At 37.8% G+C, this 15,478-nt stretch carries 18 protein-coding genes; 5 read left to right on the top strand and 13 right to left on the bottom strand.

Annotated features, from left to right (window positions below):
* Positions 1-66: 66 nt before the first annotated feature.
* Both ACFO7M_RS15350 and ACFO7M_RS15345 read right to left on the bottom strand, forming a co-directional pair.
* The gene (locus ACFO7M_RS15350) at positions 67-996 is read right to left on the bottom strand and encodes a hypothetical protein (protein WP_379736653.1); all 930 of its coding nucleotides are present in this window, start codon (positions 994-996) and stop codon (positions 67-69) included.
* A gap of 24 nt (positions 997-1,020) precedes the next feature.
* Positions 1,021-1,437, bottom strand: coding sequence for a hypothetical protein (locus ACFO7M_RS15345; RefSeq protein WP_379736651.1), 417 nt, complete (start codon positions 1,435-1,437; stop codon positions 1,021-1,023).
* 263 nt (positions 1,438-1,700) lie between these two features.
* Here ACFO7M_RS15345 and ACFO7M_RS15340 point away from each other — a divergent pair, with 263 nt between their 5' ends.
* The 4 genes from ACFO7M_RS15340 to ACFO7M_RS15325 are packed head-to-tail and all read left to right on the top strand — an operon-like array spanning position 1,701 to position 4,525.
* A complete protein-coding gene (locus tag ACFO7M_RS15340) occupies positions 1,701-2,417 on the top strand; it encodes a hypothetical protein (RefSeq protein ID WP_379736649.1) in 717 nt (238 codons plus the stop codon).
* 36 nt (positions 2,418-2,453) lie between these two features.
* Positions 2,454-3,098 carry a hypothetical protein gene (locus ACFO7M_RS15335; protein WP_379736647.1) on the top strand — a complete coding sequence of 215 codons (645 nt, stop codon included), beginning with the start codon at positions 2,454-2,456 and terminating at the stop codon, positions 3,096-3,098.
* Positions 3,091-3,861 (top strand): sensor histidine kinase, encoded by a 771-nt coding sequence (locus tag ACFO7M_RS15330; RefSeq protein ID WP_379736645.1) that lies wholly within the window; start codon positions 3,091-3,093, stop codon positions 3,859-3,861. The genes ACFO7M_RS15335 and ACFO7M_RS15330 overlap by 8 nt, the downstream gene beginning before the upstream one ends.
* A 4-nt stretch (positions 3,862-3,865) precedes the next feature.
* Positions 3,866-4,525: a response regulator gene (locus ACFO7M_RS15325; protein ID WP_379736644.1), complete on the top strand. Its 660-nt coding sequence runs from the start codon at positions 3,866-3,868 to the stop codon at positions 4,523-4,525.
* Between the two features lie 67 nt (positions 4,526-4,592).
* On the opposite strand, the gene ACFO7M_RS15320 is transcribed toward ACFO7M_RS15325, so the two are convergent.
* The 8 genes from ACFO7M_RS15320 to ACFO7M_RS15285 form a co-directional block, all read right to left on the bottom strand.
* Entirely contained in the window at positions 4,593-6,062 is a 1,470-nt protein-coding gene (locus tag ACFO7M_RS15320; protein WP_379736642.1) for a hypothetical protein, read from the bottom strand.
* Between the two features lie 155 nt (positions 6,063-6,217).
* Entirely contained in the window at positions 6,218-7,117 is a 900-nt protein-coding gene (locus ACFO7M_RS15315; RefSeq protein WP_379712253.1) for a hypothetical protein, read from the bottom strand.
* Positions 7,118-7,145: 28 nt separating this feature from the next.
* Entirely contained in the window at positions 7,146-8,519 is a 1,374-nt protein-coding gene (locus tag ACFO7M_RS15310) for a hypothetical protein (RefSeq protein ID WP_379736640.1), read from the bottom strand.
* On the bottom strand, positions 8,516-8,929 hold the full coding sequence (locus ACFO7M_RS15305) for a hypothetical protein (RefSeq protein ID WP_379736639.1): 414 nt from the start codon (positions 8,927-8,929) through the stop codon (positions 8,516-8,518). Before ACFO7M_RS15305 ends, ACFO7M_RS15310 begins: the two co-directional genes overlap by 4 nt.
* 62 nt (positions 8,930-8,991) lie before the next feature.
* The gene (locus ACFO7M_RS15300; RefSeq protein WP_379736637.1) at positions 8,992-10,110 is read right to left on the bottom strand and encodes a pYEATS domain-containing protein; all 1,119 of its coding nucleotides are present in this window, start codon (positions 10,108-10,110) and stop codon (positions 8,992-8,994) included.
* A 231-nt stretch (positions 10,111-10,341) separates the two neighbouring features.
* Positions 10,342-10,935, bottom strand: a complete 594-nt coding sequence (locus tag ACFO7M_RS15295; protein ID WP_379712261.1) for a hypothetical protein — start codon at positions 10,933-10,935, stop codon at positions 10,342-10,344.
* 22 nt (positions 10,936-10,957) lie between these two features.
* On the bottom strand, positions 10,958-11,464 hold the full coding sequence (locus ACFO7M_RS15290) for a hypothetical protein (RefSeq protein WP_379712263.1): 507 nt from the start codon (positions 11,462-11,464) through the stop codon (positions 10,958-10,960).
* A gap of 343 nt (positions 11,465-11,807) precedes the next feature.
* Complete coding sequence (locus ACFO7M_RS15285; RefSeq protein WP_379736635.1) at positions 11,808-12,185, bottom strand: DUF1398 family protein; 378 nt, start codon at positions 12,183-12,185, stop codon at positions 11,808-11,810.
* A gap of 561 nt (positions 12,186-12,746) precedes the next feature.
* Between ACFO7M_RS15285 and ACFO7M_RS15280 the strand changes: the two genes are divergently transcribed.
* Entirely contained in the window at positions 12,747-13,313 is a 567-nt protein-coding gene (locus ACFO7M_RS15280; RefSeq protein ID WP_379736634.1) for a DUF6642 family protein, read from the top strand.
* 22 nt (positions 13,314-13,335) lie between these two features.
* On the opposite strand, the gene ACFO7M_RS15275 is transcribed toward ACFO7M_RS15280, so the two are convergent.
* From ACFO7M_RS15275 to ACFO7M_RS15265, 3 genes are all read right to left on the bottom strand, one after another.
* A complete protein-coding gene (locus ACFO7M_RS15275) occupies positions 13,336-14,118 on the bottom strand; it encodes a fatty acid desaturase family protein (RefSeq protein WP_379712269.1) in 783 nt (260 codons plus the stop codon).
* Between the two features lie 65 nt (positions 14,119-14,183).
* The gene (locus tag ACFO7M_RS15270) at positions 14,184-14,777 is read right to left on the bottom strand and encodes a lysozyme inhibitor LprI family protein (RefSeq protein ID WP_379736633.1); all 594 of its coding nucleotides are present in this window, start codon (positions 14,775-14,777) and stop codon (positions 14,184-14,186) included.
* Between the two features lie 10 nt (positions 14,778-14,787).
* Complete coding sequence (locus ACFO7M_RS15265) at positions 14,788-15,441, bottom strand: hypothetical protein (protein ID WP_379736631.1); 654 nt, start codon at positions 15,439-15,441, stop codon at positions 14,788-14,790.
* Positions 15,442-15,478: the final 37 nt, after the last annotated feature.

The following is a 15,478-nucleotide window of genomic DNA, read 5'->3' as shown; positions in this document are numbered from 1 at the left end:
TTTATCTTCAACGGATGGTAAATGAAAACGGCAGTTGGGAGAAACGTTCCAACCTGCCGTTTTTTTTTAAGCGGCTTTCAATCCGTTGATCGATTCAGAAATAGACGTATTCATACTTTGAATGCCATTGTCGATTTGTTCTAAGATGGCTTGATAATCACTAACCATTTTCGACAACTCCGCTTCAAGTCGGGCCACTTCACTGTTGAAATTATTCGCTTTTAGGATGTGTATTGACGATTTGGTTTTCGCAATGGCATCATCATAATATTTACACGCATTGTCTCTTTCTTTTAGAAGTTCTTCACGCAATTCATCGTTGATTTTTTTGAGTTCGTTGGCTACTTCCGACTCCAATGAAAATCGCATTTCATTTTCTGCTTTTCCAATTTCAGACGTCATTTCATGACCTACGGTTTCCAGGTCCTCTTTTTGTTCGTTCAATTGTGTAGAAAGTTCTCTCAGGAAAAATTGTGGGAGCTTCAGTACGATTGCTGTAGTTTCCAATCGGACAACGGGTTTATCAAAAATGATTTCTAAGGTTTTGGAATTGAATTTTGGAATATCCGTTTTGATTTCAATGGTTTTCATGTAGATTTCCGGCTTGTTTCCGTAAACACAAGTCATTCTGGTGGTAACACTCATTCCTCGTACCACAACCTCCGGTTTTTTGAATAAACAAGCGCGAACCATTCGGGTGGCAGGGACATCGAATTTCATCGATTTTAGTTCCATAGTGACTTCCGGTACATCAAAACTGATGGTTTCTTTTTCCATGGAAAATTTCGGGATGTCAAATTGAATGGATGTTTCTTTCCATTTTACGTCAAAGGTAGCATTGATACCGGCCTCCAAACTGCTGGGTTCCGGAGAATCTTCAGAGATTTTTTTGATTTTTGCATTGCCGTTTTCTTGAATTTTGGCAATTTGTTCTTCAAAGCGTTTTTTTACTTCTTCCACTTTTTGTTGGATTCTTTCTTCGTTTGTTTGTGACATGATTGTAGTTTTTAAAAGTTAGGATTAAAATTTTTCACCTTTATAAAAGATAGGGATACACAAGGTGTAAATGATGAGTGCTATGGATGCCAGTGAGGCTACTGGTAGTTCGTTGGCAGTATCTTCCGGCTTGATTGGCGAATGTGTCGCGAGTGCCCAAATGAAAAACCCGATGGTGGAGAAAAAAAGCTGTCCTTTTTTCACCACATTGAATAGTTTGTACAAGTAGAGTGGAGTGATGAATACGAGTACAAGGATGACTGTCCACAAAATAGTCTCGTCATTTTTTATTTTGAAGCCTTCTATAATACCGGCAATGGTGATATAGGCTGTAACAATTTCGGTAGGGATTAATTTCAGTAGTCGTTCTTTGTAATCGTTGGGCGCTTTTACCACTTCAAGCTCCCTAACTTCTTTTTCTGATTTGATTTCTCGTGTCATCGTAGTTTTCGTTTTAAAGTTTGTATTTCAAAATTACTTCGAGACTTCTATGGAGGGTATAGGGGAAACCCTAATGGTGTAGCGTTTTTTCACTAGTCGTTAAATAACAGTGACTTGCCTTCTTTTTATTAAGAAAAAAGTGATATTTTAGCACTAATCCCTCTAGTAGGGAAAGCAGGAACCGGAAATAGGGTTTTCCCTAATGGCTGAAAAGGAAGGAGTAACCAACTTTGTAACGAACTATTAACTAAATATTGTGAACGATGAAAAAAACAGTACTATTGGCACTCCTAACTATGGTAATGGTGGGGTGTAAAGACAAAGAAAACAAGGATGGGGTTACGACAAAACCAGCATCAACAAAGCAAACCCTTACGGAATGTGAGGTTACCAGTTCAGAAGAATTTAAAAACCTACCTGTAGATTGTCAGAACAATGAGTTAATCCGTGGGCTATTATGTGCCGATGAACAAGATAGGGTAGCGTGGTTGCAAACCAATGGTCAGAAGATATGTACGCAAAACCTATACAAATGTATCGAACCGATTCATAGAATTAAGAATGCCGATACCTTTGAAGTATTTGCAGGAGCACATCCAGAAAATAAAGTGAAAATAAAATACTATGAAATTCCATGGAAAAGAATTAAGGAGACTTTGGCCGGCGTAAGCTGTTATGAAGCCTACTTGAGTTTTGACGCTGCAACCGATAAACTGGAATTGAAAAAAGTGAAGGACTTTACTACAGAAACGTCGTGCTATTCGTTACCTTTTTTAATCAGTTTGGAACAACTCTACCAATTGAAGGATACGGATACTCTTTATTTTACCAAAGCGAAAGTGGATGTAACCATCAACCAACAGTCAACAGAAATGGAAAAGATCATTTTCAAAATCGGGAAAGACAATTTAGAAGCGGCTTACTATGATTTATCCGATTTTCCCGGGTTGCTGGGCTATTATTTTCCTATAGGACTTTAAATGTATTGGAATACTGTTTCTTAAAACTATCATCGTATGCTGGATTTTTTTATACAATCGATCAATTGGGTTAAAATGTATGTGTTGTTCACACTGATTTTTGCCTTCACATTGGGGTTTCAAAAGGCGACCTACAAAATTTTGATTACTATACTGATGGTTAGTTTTGCCACTGAACTCATTAATTCAGCATTATTATTTGTAAAAAGACCCATTGGTTTTTCTTCTACAATCAATGTGATTTTGCACCACGGTCTTTGGTTGGTATTGCTCTACAGAAACAGTCAGTCGAAAAAAATGATGGAAATCATAACGCTTGTTTTTATCTGTTTCGCGGCTTTCAATTTGTTTTTTTTGGAAGGTACCGAACAATTCAATTACAATACCTTCATTTTTGGCGCTTTATTGTATATCGGAGCTTTTATTTGGGAAAGTTTTCGCCATCTGAAGCAGGAAAATTTTGATTTTTTTACCGCCAACAAATACCTGTTGCTGGCAGCTCCGGTTTTGTTCTTTTTTGGATTGAGTTTTGTCTTCGGATTCAAAAGTAAAGAACTGGCCACAACGGTGGTTTTCGATCATATCAAGCTCTATCCGCTGATTATGACAGTGGTGAACGCTTTGTATTATACTTTATTGAATAGTTACATCTACAAGGAAAAAAAACGCAAACATGTATAGCATTGCCTTCGGAATCATCATTGGTTTGTTGTTTGTACTTTTATTGGTGCTCTTTTGTATTTTGATAGTGAAACTCTATATCAATAAAGTAAAGAACTATACGAAGCTCATTTACCAAAAAGACATTGATTTCCAAAAGGCACTCAACCAAACCATATTGGAAACACAAGAACAAGTGCTTAATAATATTGCGCAGGATTTGCACGATGATGTGGGGCAACAACTGACGTATATCAACTTCCAACTGGAAAACCTGAAACTGGACAACGCCGAACTGAAAACCTCACTCGATCCGTTATCGCAATCGGTAGGGCAGGTGTCGCATTCCATTCGAAGTATCAGTCATTCCCTAAGCAATCAGTTATTGGTGCAACAAGATTTGATCAAAGCCATTGCCAATGAGGTGAAACGATTACAGAAAAATACCAAAATCCGTATTCAATCGACGATAGAAAACCATTCGGGGAAAGAATATTCAACCAATGAAAAGATAGTGGTATACCGTATTTTTCAGGAGTGCATCAACAACTGTCTCAAACATGCAAAAGCTTCCGACATCGAAGTGAACATCACCACAACACCCCATTTTTCCATGACAGTGAAAGACAACGGAAAGGGATTCGATTACCAGCGGATAGTCAATCATCCGAAAACACTGGGTATTACCAATATGAGCAAACGTGCAGCAATTATCAACTACACGTTTAATGTGAATACCGCCCAAGGCGAGGGCACTACCATACAGCTTGCTGAAAAACCATAAGAGAATGAAAACGAACACCACGATATGCATTATCGACGATCACGCCATCGTACGACAAGGACTCAAAGAATTATTGCACAAACTCAATAACTATGAGGTGATTCATGAATTTGACAATGGCGATGACTTTTTGGAAAGTCTACCTTTGCATCCGCCACCGGATATGTACATCCTCGATTATTCGATGCCGCATAAAAACGGGATAGAAGTGTTGCAGGAATTGGAAAATAAGGAAGGAGAATACAAAGTCTTATTGCTTACCCAACATTTTGATGAGAACATTATCAATGCGGCCTATCATCATGGTGCGCGAGGTTTTTTGCACAAGAACTGTAGCGCTGCCGATTTGCAGTCGGCCATCGATACTATTGTCAAAATAGGCTATAATAATATTACCGATATCCTGAAACGCATCCGGAACTATAACGCGCCAACACCATCGGAAGAAGCTTCCATTGTACTTTCGGATCGAGAGTTGACTTTTTTGGAATTGGTGTGCGATGCCAATGAATTGACCTACGATCAAATGGCGGAGAGGATGCATCTTTCGGTAAAATCCATCGAAGCGTACCGCACTGCTTTGTTTGAACGGTTCAACATCAAATCGAAAGTCGGATTGGTATTGTTTTCCCACAAATACCGACTAACGCCACCGTTTTTGTAATTTTTTTGTATTGAAGGTAGTAAGCATAAAAAAAAGCGGAGAAGTTCTCCGCTTTAGTAAGGTTGTATTACATTGGTGATTTATTCCTATTCGGTAAAGGTTGGATGGCTTTAAAAACGTGACTCAAGTCGTCTGGTTGTAAACCTCCGTTGTTGGAGTGGCACAAGAAACAACTTCCGCCTTTGTTGTAATCCGGTCCGTTTTGAATGTAGGTTTCCATAGTACTGTTGGCCAATTGACTGGTTCCAATAGCAGTTCCGGCTTGCGTGTTTTGTGGTGAATAACTGGTTCCATCCGGTCCGGCGCCACCATCGGTCCAAGTCGCTCCCAAAAATAAGTACCTTTTACGTACGTCATTACCTGGTAGTAATTGTTGAATGGCTGCATTGATGGATAAAATCTCAGTATTCGATGCAGCTGCTGTTGGGTTTTCTGCATTGGGTTGTCCCGAATATGCCACACCCCAAGGTTTGGTTTTGGTCGTGTTACTCGGACTAATGGTATAACCCGGTTTGCTCTTGATGTATTCGGTATTGTTCACTGTATCGGTATAGAACACCATGTGCGAAATATTAGCCGAATCTTTCGGATTGGTATTCAACAACCAATCGTCGCCACCTTGCGCAGGAACCGTAATGGTTTCTTTCTGAGTATTGATGTATTGGTAGGCTAAATTAGGAGCATTTTTATGGTGCTCAAATGTAGCCCAAATCATTTCCGGATGACCTGAAGTACTACCCACAATATGCATTCCGATTAACGCCAATTTCGCTTTGCGTTCGCCTTTTAATGTCCAAATAGAATCTGATTTTGTATAGGTAGGAATAATTGCATCTACGGTAACATAATCGCTTACATTTTTTAACGATTCTGCCAATACCCATGACGTTTTCAATTCAATAGCTAATGCATTCGGATCTTTTAAAACGACTCCGTTGGCTTTGGCATAATTGAAAATACTATCTCTTTCGGCTGCTGTGGTTGGAAATGTTTTTCCACCCATTTTATCATTTTTAACGGCAGTTAAGAATTGCGCATAGACATCATTCACCATAGAGATGTAATAGACTAAATTGCCATTACGATCCATTAATACATCATCGGTAGCCTGACCTTCTTCACTATTTACCATCCTGTCTTTATCAACATTGGCCAAAGCTCTTAATAATTGCCCTTTTTTATGAGGAACTAATTGACGTTCATTATTTTCTTTTGGGGAAACCGTATAGAAGGTTGACGATTCCATCGTAGTGCCGGTTCCTTCCGGTGAGGTAATCCACAAGAACATTTGTGCCGACCATTTGTAGAAATCACAATTGTTGTTGTGTACAAAATCGACACTGTTTGCTGCTTTTACAGCTCCATTTTCTTCGGCTTTTCCGTTGACGAACCAATTGTTGAATTCCGATGCAGAAACGGTACAGGTAGTATCCGCATCCGTTGGGATCATTGCAAATTCTTCACTTTTGGGTGTACAGGATGCTAGGAAAACCATAGTAAGTAGTCCCGTAGCCCACGTTAATTTTGTCTTTTTCATGTTTGTTTTATAGTTTTGATTGTATTACTAACAAATATATTGACCTGAACAGAATGGGGATAGCGTAGAAATACCTGTTTTGAAATAAAAAAACGACGCCTTTTGCTAGGAAATGCATCGTTTATTTTACGAATTGATTCAATGAATGATAAAGGCTACATCGCCACAAAAGTGGCTTGTTCGGCATCGTATTTCATCTGAAAAAGACCTAGATCGCTTAATTTTTTGATGGTATTTTTAACGGTGGTAATTCGACTTTGGTAATTCGCTTGGCCGATAGTGCATAGATTGGAATACGCTTTTTCATAATCGCCATTGGTGTTTAGTGCGGCGGCGATCCGATTGTTGGTACCGCGACCTTGATGACGGATGTCACACACTAATGCACATACTTTTGCCGGTGCACCATGTAAGCCGAATCGCGTATGATAGGACTTCATGTTTTTTTGATAATGTTCTACCGCTGTTTTGACTTGCAATTCGCGATGGGCTAAACTTGTACTTGACCAATGTACCATTCGAGCCGAACAGATTAACTCTTGATTTTCAACTTGGGATAACGAAGGATTAAGGTAATCCATTAAGGCTTGGGTACTACTGTCGCTTTCCAATAGGGTAAGAGTGCCATTGTTGGAACGGTAATGTATTCGGTTGTCTTTCAGTGCCAATTTTGGAAAATACGCCGAAGCATCCGGAAGTAATAGCAATTCTTTCAGGAAAACCACAAAATCACCATTGGGAACATGCGCCGCATATTGCATGAAACCAAAGGTAAATCGTGCTCGATCGTACGTATTCAAACATTTGAAGGAACCTTTACTTTCTGCCATGGCAGTTGGATAAAGGAAATAACTCCAGAAACCATACTGTGGGTAATTTTCCGGCAGATATATTTGACCTTCCGTTTGCAAAATATTGTACAAACCAAAATTACCTTCATACATTGTTGTATATCCAATAGTGAATTTATCTTCGTTACTGGATGTTTTTTTACCATAAAATACTTTTCTGCCACTGGACAAAACAGCACTGGATATTAAAAAATCGATAGCCATAGTAGTAGTTTTTTTGTTGTGTATTAATTTATTCGGAAGTATTGGTTACGGATGATTTACCAAAGCCATAATTAATTCCGAAGAGGGTAAATAGCGTATTGACCTCACCAAAATTTTTGCCGTAGGAACCGGTAAAATAGAGTTCGTCATTGATTTTGTATTGCAAGATACCCACCGTTCTTTGAAAGCGGATATCCGATCTGCCCGAATAATTGCGTTTAAGGTGTTCAATACCTAAGGAAAATTTTTTGATTTTGTATTCCAGTTTCATACCGATATCATAGCCTTTCTCTTTTTCAAAAGTCATGGCAATGGAATCTTTTAGTACATTGTCATTCAGATATCTTCCGGTAAACAGTAGTGAAATTTTATCGTTCAAATTTTCCTCATCCAGTCCCGAAAGATTCACCGTTCCGGTTAACCAAAAACCACTTCTGTTGAAGCGTTTGTTCTCCGATTTGTTGTCTTGGTATGCATCGGAATAAGCAAAAGCGGCATCCAATTGAAAAACGGGTGGTTGTTCTATGATTGTATAGTATTCCAGTAGTTTTTCATCCTTTTCGGTTCTTTTTTCCAATTCCTGTGTCGATAGTGTATAGGCAGCTTTGATTTGAGCTTCGGTAATTGAAAGTTCAGCGGTTAAGTCATTAAGTTGTTGCACCACCGCATCATAATCCGTTTTTATTTTTATCGCTGCATCGAGTTCTTTTTGTATTTGATTTTTCTCGTTTTCGGTAGCTGCAGTAGTCAATTTAATTTTATAATCGGCGATTTTCGAATGAATAGCTTCGATAGGTGTAGTGTTTTTGTACTCTTGTAAAACACTTATCTTGGGTAGTAAATTCGCTTGCTTTACCAATAATTCAGCCGGTGGCTCTCGCAACTCGTTGATTCTTTTATTGTAGGCTTTCAGCGCAGTGGTTATTGCATCGGATTGGCTTTTGGATCGTAGCGTCACAATATTGGTGCGGACTCCAAAAGCCAGATAGTTGGTTTTTTCCAAAAGGGTTCCTGAGGTGGAATCGTTGTAAACTGACGCCAGTGAAATACTCATTTTACGGTAAATACCACTAAAAGCATTGGAATTTCCTTGGGAATCTTTAATATTCAAATATTTGGTAATCGGTGCATGTTGATCAAACAGCCAAAAGGGTGCAATTTCCATGGCAAAATTCTTTGGAAGTATAGAACCATTGTTGGATAAACTCATCAAAGTGGCCGTGAATTCTTTAGGATTCGAAGGTTTTTCTATTAGTGATGGTGAAATGTCCAATAGTTGGAATCCCGGTGCGTTAGGTGTCTTCATGTTTTGAAGTTCGATTGCATTGGAATTTTCGGTTTCCTGAGCCAATGAATGCAAAGAAACAAACATGGCTAAAATCAGATAGGCTATAGGTTTCATGATTGTTGTTGTAAGAAAAAGCGTTTGTCAGTCTGGATTATTCGACCGGTATTGCTTTTGTGTTTGATATCTGTTTCTTTGTGTTTGTACTCTTCATCTTTCAGTCCTCCTTTCAATTTGTAGTTGATGACGAGATCATCATATGCATCATCCCAAAGATCCGGATCTACATATTTCAAGTTGATAACAACATCAACAGCCAATAGGCCATTGCTCAAATCGGACGCCTTGCCAATTAAAAAACTCGGATGGATGTCTGTTGTGTTTTCTTGTTGTTCTTTGGGAACTCGTTTGTTTCCAATGTAAACATCCACTCCGGGAGTGATTAATGCACCGAAAACGGTTAAGATCTCCATCTCTAGAAGAATTGGATTCTCATTGTTTCCTATTTTGTATGTTTCGATATTCATGATTTCAGCTTTAGTTTTTTTGTATTTTAACTTTGGATTTAAGTCATTTGGTGGTTTTCTAACTACCAATAAAATTCATCGGGAAACCCTTTTACCTCATTGAGGTTCAGTTCCAGTTCGGTACCATCTTCCAATCGGGCACCCACTACAAATGCTTCCCACGCACTGATACTCAATTCAGCTTTATTGTTTTTGGCTGTGGCAAACACAATTTCATTGGGAAACGTATCGTGAAGGAAGAAGGCTACATCACCTTGTAATGGTTGGTTAGCATCGGCTGAATAGACGGATAAGCGAATTCTACACAATCCTTCAAACGATTCGGAGGGTTGGTAAGAGGCTTCCAATACCTTGTTTTGCACGATTGATTTTCCGCCCCATCTGCCGAGTTGTAAATCATCGGAGTCTATTATTTTTTTGGATTTGTACAATCGTTTAGTTTCTTCCCGGAACGTCGTGTTGGGCTCATATCCTTCGTTATTTTCTAAGGTTTTTAGTTCGCTACTTTCAAGTGTGCTCACAAGGTTGTTAAGGTTGGTTTCATTGGCCATTTTTTGCACCGTGGTTTTTAAGGAGTAATTTTTTTCATCGATTACTTTATTTTTGGTTTCCAACTCTTCGTTTTTATCGCGTAATTCTTTGTTGCGTTTGCTCATTTCCAAAATATCGGAAAGACTCGTTCTACACCATAAATACAGTAAGCCGGAACCGGTAAGAAAATAAAAAACGATGAGTGCATAGGAAAAAACATAAAAGTTGAAATCGCTTCCAGGATTAAGGCTGTCGGCCATGGATTGAGCGCTTTCGGATAGCCAAGACATCACTGTACGGAATTTGATGAAGGATATCCCCACAATAATTTTAGTAATCCAATCGGAAATTTCTTCCAGATTGGTGTTGTCTGAATAGTTTTTCACAGCAGTGGTCGTACCATTGTCCGATTTGGCAATTACTTTTTCTGATTTTGGAATACCGAATAGGAAACCAATTGCGCCACCTCCAGAAAAACTGGCCACAGCAACCATAAGTAAGGTTAATACTCCGGTTATTCGATTTTCACTTTTAAAGAATAAAAATCCGGTACAAATAACCAGAGTTATGATAATTACAGTGTAAATCAGTAATCGGAAGAAGGCTTGTATATCCTGAAATCCAAAAAAGGTTGATGGTAATTTTGACATGACGTAATGTGTTTATAGGGTATAAAGTTACATTGGTTCTACTGTCTGAGTGGTAGTGAAAACACCTCTTTTAGATAGTGTTTTTCCTCTTACGAAATGAGGTTTTCCCGTAGGTTATATTGTAAAATAGGATTATATTGTGATAAGAGATAATTCTGTGGAGATAAGCATAAAAAAAAGCCAAAGAGATTTACTTCTCTTTGACTTTGTATTTTTTGAGTGATGGGAATTTTATCGTTTGAATTTTGATTTTCGAAAGGAGTCCATCATCTGTTTTCCTTTCGATTCATCGATATAAATCATGTTAACCGATAGGTCTTTGTTGCCAAAAAGGCGGTTAAACATGATGATTTTCATAGTCATATTGTTGGGTAATTCAACCTCCACAGCAAAAGTATGAAAATCCAATCCGTCTATTTTTTCTGTTGATTCTTTCTTTGTGATTTTTGCGCCAGGCATCTGACTTTTAAAAGTGTTATACATCACATCATTTACCGCTTTGCACGATTCGATGTAGTCGCCTTCTTGTGACGGATCAAAAGACTGATAATTGGCTTCAAAATAATGCGCTTTATCATTCTTAAAGACAAAAAGACTTTTTACCTGAGCGGTAATGGTAACTCCGGTTGTGCTCTCAAGAGCATCTTTACCTTTTTGCTCAATTCTGGCCTTTTCTTCTTCGCTCATGGCTTCAAAGCCTTCCGGAATCGATATGGTCCAGTTCAAGTCTTTGTTAAAAATTTCCCTTTCCTTGGCACCTTGTGCATTGGCTCCAATGACTAGTAAGGTTAGAAAGGTTACTATAAGCGATAGTTTTCTTTTCATGGTGTTTGTATAATGTTACTTTTTATCGTTGTATCCTTTTTTCGAGAGGAATATTCACGATACCACAGCCGTCTACCAACCAGGTATCGTTAACGTTTTTCATTTTTAAGTTGAGTTTTAACTCATTGGAATGTTTTCCTCTAAGGGTGATATAACCTGTTTTGGAATCGGTAGATACCACTTCAAATCCTTCTTCCGGATTTTCTTGAGCATCAAAAATAGGATTGAATTTAAGACCTGATTCGGGATTCTTTTGCAATGATTCAGTAATAAGATGCGTTAACGAATCTCTAAATTCTGGAGTGACCAAAGCGTTGGCACTAACCCATTGCAAGGTTTGGGCTTCATCCATGGAAGTGTAAACTTTAGCATATTCATTGACGAAGGCCAAAGCGGTAGTTCCACCGGAAGAACTCATCAATACCGTTTTGGTATCGGGGAGTTGTGGACTTTTCTCATCCAGATCAGAGGCAAATTGGCAGCCAATCGTGAGAAAACCAAGTGTTAAACAAAGTAGTGTTCTTTTCATTAGATTTAGGTTAAGATATTGTTTTTTACTTGTTTGGGGACAAGAGTGACAAATGTAACTAAAAGAAAGTTAATGCAAAATAGTGCGAATGAATAAGTTTAGTATTTCAATTGCTTTTTGGTGGCTTCTTAAAGCTTAGATGTCAGAGATTTACAGAATGGCGATAGTTTTCCGAGGGTATTTAACCATCAATTGCAAAAGTACGAGCTAAAATTATGTACTCTTTTTCTTAATTTTTCTTTTTAGAATCGAAAAATAAACCATTTATAGTACAGAATTCATTTACAAAAAATGCTTGCTTTCGGATGCGTTAGTACAAAGTATAGCTTGACGAATACTTTTTTTAAGGAATGGATTCGGCATAATGCCCATTTTTTCCAATGTAGGTTACTCTTCTGTTGGTTCCTTGTAATGTTGCTTCATAAAAATAAACTCCGGCAGCAGCAATAGCCTCCATAAAACCGGGATAATCCGATTTGCCTTGTTGGTTGTCTCTAATAGCCTGAATAGTCAACGCTTCACTAAACAGCGGTGCAATACTACGTATAGGAATGTTTTCTTGGTGCAGTATGGTTTCGCCTTCAGCAAATCGATAGAGAATTGATCCAGTGGCTGTATCTACAGTATAGGATGCTACACCGATGTTGTTTAATTTTTGTGCAAGATCTGGGTAATTGACTGCGTCATTATAACAATTTTTAATTAGCTCGTTTCGATTCATACAATGAAGTTTTGATTTCAATAAATATACGAAATACGAATGACTTCTTCAATCAAGATGAGTTAGCTATCTTAGTTATTGGCAATATAGTTGGTCACAAATCCCAAATGCAACAACCCACAACCTGTTGCGCAACATAGAAGTACCTCTCTTTGTACTAAGTTCCATACAGGCTCATTTTTTAACACTTTATAAAGTACAATTCCTATTATTCCGACGATTGAAAAAAGGAGCACGTAAAAGGAGAAAAAAATGGAAAAAAAGTTAAAGGAATAATTGGCAGAAGTACTGGTCATCAAAGTTAAAAGAGACGCTATTAGCAAGCTGGTTATCGCAAGTGATAATAGTATTCTAAAGAAAAAACGGAAACCATCAAATGTATTTCCAGTGCTATTGGTTTCCTCCATTATGTATAGATTTGATAGATGTAAAAGTACTAAAAACGAAGAAGAATTTGTATCAAATGCGATAGCTTCTAACAGTTAAAAATGTCTATTATAGTTATGTTGATGCATTTGGTTGGAATTTCAAAGCGTAGTATCTTTATTGAAAAATTGCCCCATGTCAAAGTATCAAGACCATTCCAAACTCTTTTGCCTCGAAGGAGTAAACGATGTAACCGTCAATCGAGAAAGCCCTATTGTCCCTTTTTTAGAAGGTTTAGCCCTTCAGCACGATATTACCAATATTTATAAAACCTGTGATAGCATAGAGGGAGTGGAAGAAAGTTTGAATGCTTTGCTCTATGAAGATCGCAATTTTAGGGATTATACCATTATTTATCTGGTTTTTGCAGGTAGGGATAATGCCATAGTTTTGGACAATTATTATTATACCTTAGAAGAAATTGCTGAAATTTTTGAAGGAAAACTCAAAGGGAAAATTCTTCATTTTGCCAATACGAAACTTTTGGATTTGGATGAAGAACAAGCACAGTTTTTTTTGGATGTAACGGGCGCTAAAGCAGTTTCAGGCTACCGAAAATCGGTGCCGGTTTTAAGTACAGTCATTGATCATCAGTTTTTCAGATTGTGTCAGGAGTATGATGATGTAGTGACCATTGTGGAAGAATTATACGAAAACCACTATGCTTTATGTAAAACGATGGGCTTTACCTTGTATTATTAGTTTCTACAGTCGTGTTAGACTTTTAAAACGTTTGTTTTTTCTCAATTTCTGGTAAAGCGGCATCAATTCTCTCGGCAAGTTCTGGAAGTTTGATCGTGGGAACAGCAGGAAATAGATGGTGTTCCAGATGATAAAACATGCTAAATGTAAGTTTGTTTTTCCAAAAACCTCTTTGTGTTCTGGCTAATTCAGGGCTGTCGTGGGTATCATGATGAACGGTCCAAACCGCAAAAAATGCCATCAAAAATTCCCCAACGAACATGACGATCATGTGATACATCAAAAAGTCAATTTGAAAATACACTACTAAACCTATCAATACAAAGATGGAAAGGAGTTCCAACAGTACATTTCGTTTGTAGTTTTTGTTGCCAAGCTGTAAGGTTACTTTATGAATCAAAAACATATGTACAGGCCCATATAAAATGGCACCATACCAAGTCATTGCAGCCGATTTTCCTTCGTAATCTTCTTCACCAAGACAATATTTATGGTGTCTGATATGATTGAATTTCACCGCATGAATGGATACCATCATGAGAAGACTATTGAGGTAGAGAGACAACCAAGTAAGGAACTTCGAGGTGCCTAGTGAATTATGAAAACCGTTGTGTACTTGACGAAGTGCAGTCAGGAAGAAAAATCCAGAGAAGGGTAGTGCTATTAGGTAATAACCGTAATAGGCTAATGACAGTGAAATAACAAACCAAGGAATAGTTAGGTTGTTTTCAATCAGCATTTCCTTTAGGGTTAAGTTTTTTAGGTCTTTCCATTCCACTTTTCGTAGTATTTCCTGATGCGTCATGTGATGTTTCGTTTTGGGTAAAATTGCGATTCAAATTTCTTTAAAAAAGCTAGATTTTCTTTTTGTTACTCTTCCGATTCTTTTTTTTCTACAATCGAATTGTAATGGGAAAATAACTGTTCGGTTCTTGTTTTGATTAGGTCAAAATAATTGCCAAGGGTAATGTTGGATTGTAGGTTTCCTCCCGAATTGTATTGGGGATTTTGCATAATTTCCTGGAATATTTTTTCACTAGTGCTGTAGTCCTGCCACTTCTTTTGAGCAGTTTCCAAGGCTACTTTATCCGTGTCATTTACTGCATTTCTCAACAGTAGATAATACTTGTCCATTAGTTTTTGGTAAGCCTCTGTCATTTCCAACACCGCGTTATTCATACCTTCGGTGGAAGGATCGTATTCTTGTCTTTTTTGGTTCTTCAGATGAATGGCAAAGGTATCTTTGGCAAATTGGATTTCTTCCTTTGTGAGGTATTCTTTATCCAGTTGTTGCGCAAACTCCACAACCTCTTTTTGTACTTCTTGTACAATTTGGTCATTCCTTGAAACGCTATACATTTTAGCCGTTTCGGAGGGTGATGCTTTAATTTGAGCTTCTTTTCCATTTTTGGTACAACTTAATAGAAAAAAACAAACAAAACCAAGGCAAATGACTTTTTTCATTGGAACAGAGTTAATACCAAAAGACAATTTTAAAAAACAATACTAAAAGAAATACAATGCAACCTAAAAAGAAAATGTTTTTTCCATGCATTCGGTCCATTTCTTGGTAGGAATTCACTTTTGTACCGTCCGGTAATGTCTTTTTTGATTGCCATAAAGCATACCCGATCGGAATTGCAATAAGTCCGCTAAGTACAGCAAGTATATACCCCGCAATTATCCATGGTTTTTGACCGGTTTCCGGTTTTGCCAATAATTCCAATCTTGTTTTTTTCAAGCCTTCCAGCAAATCGGTGTCGATGGATTTTCCTCTTTGAGTCAGAATTTTTTGTGCCAAAGCATAGTCAAATTCGCTCCATTCGTCAGATTTGAGTAGCACTTCGTACAATTCTTCATTGGTAAAACCAAACAAATAATGATCTTCATCAACCTGTTCAATTTCATTTTTAGCCAATTCATCTACGAGTTGGTTTGCTCTTTCAAAATCGGAAGGATGGATCTTAACTTCGTATTGGTGCTGCACGGTATTGCCCGAAAAGGTCGCATCGAATGGGGAAATGTTATCCGCAAGTTGTGATGCAATGTTATTTTGTTCCAATAAAGCAATCAGTTCCTGTGCTTGTTCTAGGGTTGGATATTTTCTAAAAACAGCATAGTTTTCCATGTAATGGTAAAGATTGGGAAAGGTTTATCGTCTCAAA

The sequence above is a fragment of the Flavobacterium sp. GCM10023249 genome (assembly GCF_042653365.1).
Lineage (GTDB): Bacteria > Bacteroidota > Bacteroidia > Flavobacteriales > Flavobacteriaceae > Flavobacterium.
This window is presented reverse-complemented; position numbering and strand designations above follow the sequence as displayed.